This is a genomic window from Gryllotalpicola sp. CP2-P1 (assembly GCF_057512245.1).
Window position 1 is genome coordinate 1 of sequence record NZ_JBLRDT010000092.1, and the last position, 10,690, is coordinate 10,690.

The 10,690-nt window shown below is 70.5% G+C and carries 4 protein-coding genes and 2 pseudogenes; all 6 read right to left on the bottom strand.

The features are described from left to right. Positions 1 to 629, bottom strand: a pseudogene (locus tag ACM2XV_RS08735) (hypothetical protein); the annotation flags it as partial. Continuing rightward, positions 629 to 1,975: a DUF58 domain-containing protein gene (locus ACM2XV_RS08740; protein WP_344776460.1), complete on the bottom strand. Its 1,347-nt coding sequence runs from the start codon at positions 1,973 to 1,975 to the stop codon at positions 629 to 631. The pseudogene ACM2XV_RS08735 and the gene ACM2XV_RS08740, both read right to left, overlap by 1 nt. After that, on the bottom strand, positions 1,972 to 2,937 hold the full coding sequence (locus tag ACM2XV_RS08745) for an AAA family ATPase (protein WP_487026652.1): 966 nt from the start codon (positions 2,935 to 2,937) through the stop codon (positions 1,972 to 1,974). The genes ACM2XV_RS08740 and ACM2XV_RS08745 overlap by 4 nt, the downstream gene beginning before the upstream one ends. 20 nt (positions 2,938 to 2,957) lie before the next feature. Further along, entirely contained in the window at positions 2,958 to 9,074 is a 6,117-nt protein-coding gene (locus ACM2XV_RS08750) for an Ig-like domain-containing protein (RefSeq protein WP_487026653.1), read from the bottom strand. Continuing rightward, positions 9,075 to 10,229, bottom strand: coding sequence for a serine/threonine-protein kinase (locus tag ACM2XV_RS08755; protein ID WP_487026654.1), 1,155 nt, complete (start codon positions 10,227 to 10,229; stop codon positions 9,075 to 9,077). 112 nt (positions 10,230 to 10,341) lie between these two features. Next, a pseudogene (locus ACM2XV_RS08760) lies at positions 10,342 to 10,690 on the bottom strand (hypothetical protein); the annotation flags it as partial.

The window sequence follows — 10,690 nt, forward strand, 5'->3', positions numbered from 1 at the left end:
CGCCAGACGAGGAATCCGCCCGCGATGCCCACCGCCATCACCCCGACGATCGTGTGCAGCAGCGCCGCCACGTGGAAGGCGCCGATGGTGAGCCCCTGGCCGTTCGCCGTCGTGCCGAACACGATCGCGAAGGCCGTGGGCACCAGCATGATCGGCACGAGCGCGCCGTAGCCGCGCACGCGGCCGAAGACGATCGAGAACGCCGCCGTCGTGCACACGAGCATTGTGATGAGCAGCGGCACGAGCAGGGTCTGGAAGTGGCCGACCGGCGCCGCCACGGTGACCAGCTTCTTCCAGTCGCCGACCGTCGCCGCCAACAGGTCGCGATAGGCGCCGAGGAAGTCGGCGCGCGAGGCGAAAGCGCTCGGAATCGCAAGGGGAACACCGAAGACGAGGTATGCCGCGGCGGTGCAGCCCGCGATCGTCAGCCACGACCACCGGCGCAGCCTGCCGAGCAGAACGACGGATGCCGCGATCACGACCGCCCCGCCCACCGTGATCAGCAGGTACCAGGTCTCATAGATCGGCCAGGCGGCGAACGCGCCGACCGCGACGAGGGCGAGCACGAAGCCCAGGTCGACGATCAGCGCCGCATCGGGGCGCGTGGAGCGCCGGCGCCGCGCGGCCATCAGGCGGCCCTCCGCAGCATCGACCGGAAGTCCTCGAGCAGCGGGATCGTCAGCACGCCGACCTCGCCGAGGCGGCCGTAGCCCGGCCGCGCCTCGGGGTCGGCGACGATCGCCACCACCTGCACGCCGGGGTCGAAGCGCAGCGGCAGCTGCATGAGGCGAGTGCGGTCGACCGACGATCCGCACACGACGAACGCGATCGACAGGTCGCTCATGGCGCGCGCCGCCAGGGTGCAGACCTCTTCGAACGGCATCGCCGAGGGCGAGCGCTCGACCGTCGAGAGATCGTCGAGCAGCGCGGTCGGTGTGAGGACGGAGAGCGAGCGGATGGCGCGCACCGAGTTCTTCGCCACGTCGAGGATCTGATCGCTCGCGACCACCGCGATCTGGCGCCCGTCGCGCACGGCGCGGATGCCGAGGGAGCCGACGATGCTGACGGCGAGCTCGTATTCGTCGTCGGTCGCGAACTCGTCCTCGTGCATGCCGAGCACGAGGGCGAGACGCGCCCGGCGGGTCTCTTCGAACTGGCGCACCATGAGCCGCCCGGTCTTCGCCGTGGACTTCCAGTGCACGTGACGGCGCCCGTCGCCGGGCTGGTACTCGCGGATCTGGTGGAAGGCGATGTCCTCGGCGACGACGTCGCGACTCGGCGTGCCCTCGAGGTCGCGCACGAAACCCGAGCTGGTCGACGGCACCGCCACGGTCTTCGGGTGCACGAACAGCCGGTGCACGTCGGCCCAGGCCGCCTCGCGCTTGAGCGTTCCGAGCGGGTCGGTGCGCACGGTCGTGACGGGGCCGATGTCGATGATGCCCCGGCGGTAGGCGGGCACGATGAGGTCCTCGCCGTGGGTGTGCCCCTGGCGCAGCAGCGGCACCCAGACATCCGTCAGCCCGCTGCCGATCGGCACGTCGATGCGGCTCGGCAGCGCGATGCGCCGCGACGTGTTCGTCACGGTGAGCGTGCCGACCACCTCGGACCCCGCCACGACGCGCTCGACCGGAAGGCTGAAGCCCACCTGATATGCGAGCGAGCCGGCCAGGAACGGCACGGCGATGATCAGGATCGTCACGGCGATCAGGCCGGCGACGATGAACTCCATCCAGCCGAGGGCGAGACCGACGGGCAGCAGCACGAGCGCGCAGGCGAGGGCGAGCCAGCCGACCGGCGTGACGGTGCCGGAGACCCGCGACCAGGCGGTGTTCGCCGCCGTCTGGATCTCGCGCCCGGAGCGCACCGCCCACACGGCGAAGCGCGTGCGGGCGCTCCACGACTCCGAGACGAAGTGCGTGGTGGTTCCGGTGCCGGTGACGGTGGCGCCGCTGCTGCCGGTCGAGTCGAAGGTCACGCCACGGTGCTCCTCACCGGCGGCACGACGTCGAGCAGGATCTGGCCGATGACGGCCTCGGGGGTGACGCCGTCGAACTCGGCCTCGGGGTCGAGCACGAGGCGGTGCGCGAGGGTCGGCACGGCGAGCGACTTCACGTCGTCGACGTTCACGTAGCCGCGGCCCTGGCCGGCCGCCCAGGTCTTCGCCGCCTTGGTGAGGGCGCGGGCGCCGCGCACCGAGACGCCGACCCGGGTCTGCGACGCCGTGCGGGTCGCCTCGACGATGCGGCCGATGTAGTCGAAGATCACCGGGTCGGCGTGCACCGCGCGCGCGATGGTCGACATGCCGACGAGCGCCTGCGGCGTGATCACCGGGTTCAGCTCGTGCGGCACCTCGCTCGTCGCCTCGAGGATGCGCACGGTCGCGGCGAGGTCGGGGTAGCCGAGGCTCGTCTTGATCATGAAGCGGTCGAGCTGCGCCTCGGGCAGAGGGTAGGTGCCGGCCTGCTCGATCGGGTTCTGGGTCGCGATGACGAGAAACGGCGCGCCGGTCGAGCGGGTGACGCCGTCGATCGTGACCTTGCCCTCTTCCATCGCCTCGAGCAGCGCCGACTGGGTCTTCGGGCTCGCGCGGTTGATCTCGTCGGCGAGCACGACGTTCGCGAAGATGGGGCCCGCGTGGAACTCGAACTCGCCGTTCTTCTGGTCGTAGACGGTGATGCCCGTGACATCCCCCGGCAGCAGATCGGGCGTGAACTGGATGCGCGTCGAGGTGCCGTGCACCGTCTCGGACATCGCGCGCGCGAGGCTCGTCTTGCCCGTGCCCGGCAGGTCTTCGAGCAGCAGATGGCCTTCGCTCACCATCGCGGTGAACGCGAGCTCGATGACGTGACGCTTGCCGAGCACCACCTGCTCGACATTGTCCGCCAGCGCCTGGAACGTGGATTGGAACCAGGTCGCCTGCTCAGAGCTGATCGCCATTGCTGTGCTCTCGCCTTCTCTTAGTTGCAGCTGCTGTCGTTCGTGAGGCCGTCGTCGCCGACGAAGGTCCCGTCGAATCCGCTCGGCAGGTTGATCTGGTAGCTGGTCACCTGCAGGTGGGTCGCCCCTGATGGGAGGGTGACGGAGGTCTGCCCGTTGCCGTTCGCCGTCGTCGGGTCCGTCGCGCCGGCCGCGAGGTAGGTGTACGTCACGATGCCGACGGATGCCTGAGCGAGACCCTTGCCGGTCAGCGACACCGCACCGGTGATGTCGCCACTGGCCGCGTCGGCCTGACAGCTCGCGGTGACCCCTGTGGCCTGGAGCTGGTACGGGGCGCCCGAGGCGGTGACGTCAGTCGGGTTGGTGCACAGGCCGAGGAATCCGTTGCCGCAGTTGCGCGCCTTGATATTCGGGTTCTGGCCGAACAGACCCGTCGGGTAGCTGTAATTCTGAGCCTGCTGGTAGCCCTGCGTCGCGTCCGAGAACTCGGTGACGTAGTTGTTCGGCGTCGAGCCGCCGAAGGGCTTCGAGCCGTTGAACTCGAAGTCGGGCAGGCTGCTTCCGCCGCCGTGATTGGTGATCGAATAGCGCCAGCTCGCCGACGTCGCCGGCTGGCTCCAGACCGTGACGCTGCCGAGTGACGCCTCGGCCGCGCCGTAGGCGTTCGTGTAGCACGCGTACACCGTGTAGGTGTGGAACTGGGTGAGCCCGTGATCGATGGTCTGGGTCGTCGAGCTCGAGCCGCTGCCGTTGCCGTTGGTGTCGATGGTCGCGCCCCCGGAATTGGTGCACACGGGGTCGCCGTCTTCCGAGGCGATGAAGAGGTACGGCGAGCCTGGAACCTTGGACGAGCCGTTCGGGTCGCCCGACACGGTGCCGTTGATCGTGATCGACCCGTCATCGGCGCTGAGGCTGACGCCCGACGTGCCGAGCCCGGGAGAACCGGCCGGAGTCACCGAGGTCGAAGCCGGGCTGGCACCGACGCTGTCGCCCGGCGGCTGATCGAAGCGGCTGACGGGCGTGACCGTGACCTCGGTCGGCTGGCCGGCGGCCGCCGAGAGCCGCACCGTCGTGTGGTCGCCCCCGCCGACGTTCACCGTCTGGGTGTTGCCGCTCCACTGCACGGTGTAGGCCGAGGCCGTGCTGTCGGTGTTCGGAATCGTCAGGTCGAAGGCGCCCGTCGTCGCCGTCGTGATGTTGCCGTCGAAGACGGGCTTCGCGCTCACGCCGCCGATGACGGGCTGCGCGAACGCCCAACCGGCGGTCTGCACCGCCGTGCGCGATTCGCCGACGCTGTTCACCGACTTCACCTGGAAGGTGTGCTGGTCGCCGTTCTTCAGCCCCTTCACCGGCGGGCAGGCGCCGTTGGCGTCGCAGCTCACCGAGGCGCGGCCGTCGACATAGACGTGGAAGCCCGTGAGCGCCGGGTACGAACTGGCGGCGTCGCCGGGCGAAACGGCGAGCGTCACGCTGTCGCCTGAGAACGCGACCTGAGAGACGGATGCCGGCGCTGCCGGATACCCCTTCAGCTCGAACGACAGCGTTCCCGCTTCGGCGCCGGAAGCGCTGCGCTTCCCCTGCGCGTCCTGCACGTCGAACGGCACGGTGCACCGGCCGCCGGGGCTGTCGGCCGCCCAACGCGCAGAGACGGTGCGGCTGTCTGACACGGCGAAGGTCACGCCGGTGCAGCCGGTCACCGTGTCGGCGACCGAGACGACCTTGAGCGGGGTGCCGGGGTATGCGTTCACCTCGTCGCGCAGGCCGACGACCGTGGTGCTGCAGCTGCTGCCCTGCGCCTCGGAGCAGCTGAGCGCGACCGAGCCGCCCGCGGGGCGGGTATTCGGCGCCGGGCCGACCTTCAGGGTGATGTCGGCGGTCGTGCCCACACCGCTGTACCCGCGGATGCTGACCTGCGCGACCTCTTCCAGGCCCGGCTGAGCCGTGTCGTTGGCGCGCACGGAGATCGTCTGACCGCTCCGTACCACGCTGAACAGGTGGCCGCCGTACGCGACGTTGAAGTCCAGGCCGCTCAAGTCGCTGTGGCCGAGCCACGTCGTCATCTGACGCAGGTCGAACTTCACGGCGCCCTGCCCCGGGCTCACGGTCAGCGACGCCGGCCGCAGCTCGGGCAGCGGTTTCTTCGGGATCACCTGCACCGGCACGGCGATCATCGTGTACTCGGACTGACCGCCGAGGCGCACCGGGGCGAGGCACGCGTCCGTCCACGGTGCGCCGTCGCCTGCGTCATACGTCAGGTTGTTCTGGCTGTCGATCGAGCAGGTGGCGTTCTTGCGCGCCTTCGTCGTCTTGATCTCGCCGCTCTGCGCGTTCAGCACCTGGCCTGACGGGATGCTCACGATCGACCGCAGGTCGACGCTCTTCGTGCCGCCCTCGGCGACCTTGAGCGGCTTCGCATCGGATTTGAGGGCGAGGATCACGTCGGCGAGGGCCGGAACTCGCAGGAATCCGTAAGTCGTCGCTGGCCGCCCCGTGAAATCGTCGCCCGTCAGCTTGAACGGAACCAGCAGACCGGCGGTCGGCACGTGCGTCACCTTGATCGCATCGCCGTCGACCGAAACCCCGTCGATCTTCTTGTAGAGCGACAGCTTGAGACCCGCGATGTCGCCCGAGCCCCACGAGACCTTGCCGGCCACGACATCAATGCCCTGGGCGAGACGACCGCGGTTCTGCGCATCGACGACCGTGTCGACCGCGATCGGGTAGTCGGGCACGTGCCCCACGACCACATCGACGACGATGAGACCCGCGCTCACGTCGCCCTGCGCGTTCTTCACCGAGTAGGTGTAGGTGAGCGTGCGCGCGAGCGGGGTCGACGTGATGACGACCCGCGACGAGTTCTGCGAGCCGATGTGCTGCTGCAGCAGCTCGTACGCCGCGGTTCCCTTCGGCGCGTCGGGCGTGACGCTCACGAGCTGCAGCTCGCCGCCGGTGGGGTCGACGTCGTTCGAGGCGGGCTGCACGACGACCTGGTGCCCCTGCCCCGCCTGCACCTGGACGTAGTCGCTGAAGGTCACCGGCGCAGGGTCGGTCTGAGCGTTCAGCACGCCGACCATGACGGTCGCCTGCCCCGTCTCACCCTGAGCGTCGCGCACGCGGTAGGTGAAGCTCTGCTGGCCCTGGCTGTCGGCGAGGGCCGTGAAGACGATCGCGGTGCCGTCGGCCGAGATCTGCGCGGTGCCGTCGTCGGGCTGCGTCATGATGCGGTCGAGCGCGACCATGTCGCCGTCGGGGTCGACGCCGTACGGGTTGAAGGGGATGCGAACGGATGCCCCCGCCGTGACGCGCCCCGTCAGCGTCTGTGGCTGCGGCGGCCGGTCGCCGTCCTTGCTGAGGATGGTCACGCTGACCGTGGCCTCGGACTTCGCCGACGGATTCCCCGCCGAGTAGGCCGAGTAGCGCAGCGTGATGGGCGTCGACCCTGGCGAGGTCTGAGGCGCGAGGTAGCGCAGCACCTGCCCCGAGGCGAAGGCGAGGCCCTGGTGCGAGGCGTTCTGGATGCTCGAGGGGTCGAGCTCGACGATGTCGCCGTTCGGCCCCACATCGTTGGCGAGCACAGGGATGTCGACCTGCGCGCCGGCCCGCACCGTCACCGAGTCGTTGATCGCCACGGGCCGCGTCGGCGACTTCTCGGGCAGCAGGTACACGGTGGCGACGCCCGCCACGGTCATGTTCTGCGCGTTCGTGCCGTCGCTCACGGTGTAGTCGACCGTGCCGAGCAGCCCCGGCGAGCCGGTGCCCGTCGTGCCGCGCACCCGCAGCTGCGACTGGCCGACGACGTCGACGTCGAGCGAGGCCCCGTCGGCCGGCTTCGGGCTCGGGTCGCTGAGGAGCAGCACGCGGCCCGTCGGGTTCTGCACGGCCGAGAACACGTCGACGGAGGTGTCTGTCTGCGGTCGCACGAACACCGTCACGGGCGAGGTGGACAACAGCGGCTGATCGGGCGGCACGACGGTGATGCGCACCGTGCCGGTGACCGTCGCCTTCGTGGCCGAGTCCGACACTGTCATCGTGACCGGGTAGCTGCCCGGCTGCTTCGCGGTGAAGTCGAAGGTCGAGCCCGAGCTGTCGACGTTCACCGTCGCCTCGGCGTCGGCCCCGCCGCCGTTCGCGGAACCGGAATCGGCGAGGTTCGAGGTCGCGAGGGTGGCACTCGTGATGCGCGGCGTGCCCTTCGCGCCGCGGATGTGCGAGCTCGGATCGACGGTGAGGGGCACGCCGGCGGCCGTCATGAGCCCGAAGTTCTCGACCTGGAGCGTCGGCTGCGCCGTGATCGTGATCTGCAGGTCCTTCTCGGCCGTGGCGCCGTTGACGTCGGAGATCGTCACGGGAATCGGCACCGTCCTCGGCTGCGCGGTCGCGAGCGCCTGGAACACGACGGTGCCGTCGGGCGAGACGCTGACCGTGTAATCGGTGCCCGTCGCCGTCGACTGCGCGAACATCGGGTCGCCGTCGGGGTCGACCCAGCCGCGCAGCACAGGGACCTTGACCGACCCGCCCGGGGCGACGCTGACGCCGCTCGGCCACTTGTAGAGGCAGTTGCGGTCGTTGTTGCACCACGCGGGCGCCCGGTTCGCCCCCGCCGGGCTCACGGTGAGGGTCACCGTGGCCGGCTTCGACTTGAGGCCGCCGCCGCCCGCCGTGCCGTCGGTCACGGTGTACTGGAACGTCGCGGTTCCCGTCGCGCCCGGCTTCACCTGAACCGTCACAGCTTGGGCGTTGTTCGCGATGGATGCCGCGCCGAAGCCCGGATCGAGGCCGGTGAGCGACCCCGGCACGATCGAGATCACGTCGCCGTTGGGGTCGGAGTCGTTCAGCATCACGGGCAGCGAGACGAGCGAGCCGGCGCGCACCCCGAAGGCGTCGTCGACGGCCACGGGCGGCTCGGGGTTCGTCTCGCGCTCGGTCGGCTTGTTCTGCGGGTCCGGAGCGGTGACATCCTTCTGGTTGAGATCCCAGTTCTGCGAGCCCTGCACGATCTTGCCGGAGGGCACCGACCAGATCCACCCGCTCGTGGTGTCGTTCAGGATCTCTGAGCTGCCGTTGCCGCGGAACACCGGCGTCGCCGCCGCGCGCAGCGTCTTGCCCGCGTAGTCGAGCTTCGCGGTCTTCGCCCGCAGCTCGCCCGAGAGCCCGGGGCGCCCTGCCCAGAGCGTGCCCTGCCCGCCGCCGGTGGGCACCCACGCGGCATACAGCGTCGATCCCTGCCAGGCGGGAGCGGCCGGAGTGCCGCTGAGCTGGTCTGCGAGCCGGGTGCGCGTTCCGTTCTTCAGCTGGAACGAGACGAGCCGGCTCGCGTCGGCAACGACCACGACCGCCCGCTTCGCCGACGGCTGCTGCAGCACCGGCTTGCCGCTGAGCGAGGTCGGCAGGGCGCCGCGCACCCCTCGGATCCACAGGCGCGCGCCGCCCGGTGCGAGCAGCGCCCACGTGTCGCCTACGGCGGTGATGGTCGCGCCAGGTCGATCGGGGCCCGTCGCGACGGCATCCGTGCCCAGTGTCCTGCCGGTCGTGATGTCGTAGCGCAGCACCGCATGAGTCGTGTGCGAGTAGGCGTACAGCACGCCGTCGGTTCCGATCGCGACCGTGTCGGCGCTGAACGCGCGCGTGCCGCCCTTCCCCGGCGACGTCACCGTCTGCGGCGTCTTGGTGCCGTCCTCGATGCGACCGGCGCGCACCGCGCCCGTGTTCGACAGGTACGCCACGTATTCGCCCGTGTGCACGACCGAGACCGTGCCCGCGGGCGTGTCGCTGAAGCCCGTCGAGGTCGCCGTGTAGGCGGCGGGCTGCGCGAGATCGACGGATGCCACCTTCGCATCGCTCTGCGAGTAGAGGAGCACGTGGCCGCTCGACTGCACCAGGTCGCTCGGGCTCGTGACGCTCTTCACCGTGTCGAGCTCGCCGAGGGCCGTGTCGACGCGCGCGTAGCGCTCGCCCTGCCCCGTCTGCAGCGCCCACACCGAGCTGTCGTCGACCTTCGTCTGCGCGACGTCGTAGCCGCCGGCCGCGAAGGCGCCCGCGACGAGGGCGCCGGCGGCCACGACGGCCGCGCCGACCTTGAACCACGTACTGCGCAGCGTGACGCCCCATCGCGCCCGCCGCCCGCCGGGGGCTGCCACTTACAAGACCCCCGAATACACCAGCCAGATCGCCGCCCCGACGACGGCGACGGCGATCGCGCCGCCCACGATGCCCGCCACGCCGGCGGCGCTGAGCCGCGGCCGCTCGGTGACGGCCTCGCCGCGAGAGGCGACGATCGTGTTGCCGCCGGTCTCCATGCGGCCCACATGGGCCTGCCTGCGGGTGCGATTGCTCTCGACCGGGACGGTCGACACGACGGCTCCGCGCACGCCCGTGTTCCCGAAGTCCTCGGGGCGCGACTGCGGCGCCCATTCGTCGACGGCGAGCTCGAGGGGGGTGATCGGGAGCCCGAGGTCGGTCTGAGCCTGCTGCAGCTCGCGGGCGAGCGCGAGCATGCTCTGCTGGCGGGCATCCGGCGACTTCGACATCGCTTTCATCAGGACGCGCTGCACCTGGTCGGGAACGTCGTCGGGGAGCGTGCGGGGGCGCTCGCGGATGATGCGCATGCGCTGCTTGGCGCGCGAGTTCTCGCTCTTGTCGGGCTTCTCGAACGGCGCGTGGCCGGCCAGCAGGGTGTAGACCGTCGCCGCCAGCGACCAGACCTCGCTCGTGACCGTGCCCGTTGTCGTCTCGTTGAGCACCTCGGGGGCGCTCCACGGCACGCTCATCGCGAAGACCTCTTCGTGATGGCTGCTCGCGAGGCTGGTCGCGATGCCGAAGTCGCCGAGCACGGGGGCGCCGAACGCCGTGAGCAGGATGTTCGACGGCTTGATGTCGCGGTGCAGCACGCCCGCGCGGTGCGCCGTCTCGAGCGCGCTCGCCATCTTGATCGCGACGTGCAGGGCGCGGTCGACGGCGACGCGCTCACTCACGCCGTTCTCGTCGCGGCGGATGAGCGGCGACGGGCAGTACTCCATGACGAGGTAGGGGCGGCCGTCGGCCGAGATGCTCGCGGCGTGCACGGTGAGGATCGAGGGGTGCGGGCTCAGCTTCGCCATCACGTCGGCCTCTGCGTTGAACATCCGCAGCACGTCGGAGTCGACGAGGTTCGCGAGCAGCACCTTCACGGCCACCGAGCGGCGCGGCATGTCCTGCTCGTAGAGGAACACGTCGGCGAACCCCCCGGTGCCGAGCGGGAACCTGTAGTCGTAACCCGAGAGTACGGGGGGCTGCGACGGCGGCCGATGAGCCATCCGGATCTCCCCCTCCTCTCAGGCGCGTGCAACAACGATAACCGAGGCAAGATGTGGTATCGCCCGCTGTGCCCCCGAAGGGGTCACACGCGGCGCGCGCGCCGATTCCCGGTCACCACAGCTCGGGCGGCAGCGGGTTCTTCATCGCTTCCGGGTCGGCGCGGCCGGTCGCCACGTAGACCGCGTCCGCAAGCATCCCGCGCAGACCCGAGATTCCGGCGCCGTGCCGGCTCGGGTGCACGCGGTTGGTCAGCAGGGCGATGCTGATGCCGGCGTCGCGGTCGGTCTGCAGCGACGTGCCGGTGAACCCGGTGTGACCGCGCACGTTCCAGCCGTTGCGGCCCATCATGTTGAGCTGGCCGATGCGCGGGCCGAGGCTGTGGTCGTAGCCCGATGGGGTGTCGCGCTCGCGGCCGGCGCCCAGCATGCGGCCGAGCTGCGGCGCCCACATCCACTCGCCC